This is a genomic window from Vogesella mureinivorans, from assembly GCF_007644035.1.
Classification (GTDB): domain Bacteria; phylum Pseudomonadota; class Gammaproteobacteria; order Burkholderiales; family Chromobacteriaceae; genus Vogesella; species Vogesella mureinivorans.
Genome location: NZ_VMTV02000472.1, coordinates 1 through 347 on the forward strand (window position 1 = coordinate 1; position 347 = coordinate 347).

A 347-nucleotide genomic window follows, 5' to 3' on the forward strand; every position below is an offset into this window, starting at 1 on the left:
GTGGCCCCACTGCGAAACGCAGTGCGCTTCGTCGATTGCGAACAGGCCGACCTTGACCCGTGCGAGCAGGCTCAGGAAACGTCCGGTGAGCAGACGCTCCGGCGCCACGTAGAGCAGGTCGAGATCGCCGTTCAGCAGATCCATCTCGACGCCGGCGGCGGTGTCGGCATCCAGGCTGGAATTGAGGAAAGCCGCGCGCACGCCAAGCTGGCGCAGGGCCTCCACCTGGTCCTGCATCAGCGCGATCAGCGGTGAGATCACCACGCCGACGCCCTCGCGCAGCAGCGCCGGCAGCTGGTAGCACAGCGACTTGCCGCCGCCGGTGGGCATCAGCACCAGACAGTCGT

At 67.4% G+C, this 347-nt stretch carries 1 protein-coding gene; it reads right to left on the bottom strand.

Annotated features, from left to right (window positions below):
- The coding region (locus FLQ44_RS13475) for a DEAD/DEAH box helicase (RefSeq protein WP_147694806.1) at positions 1 to 347 on the bottom strand (347 nt) is incomplete at both ends.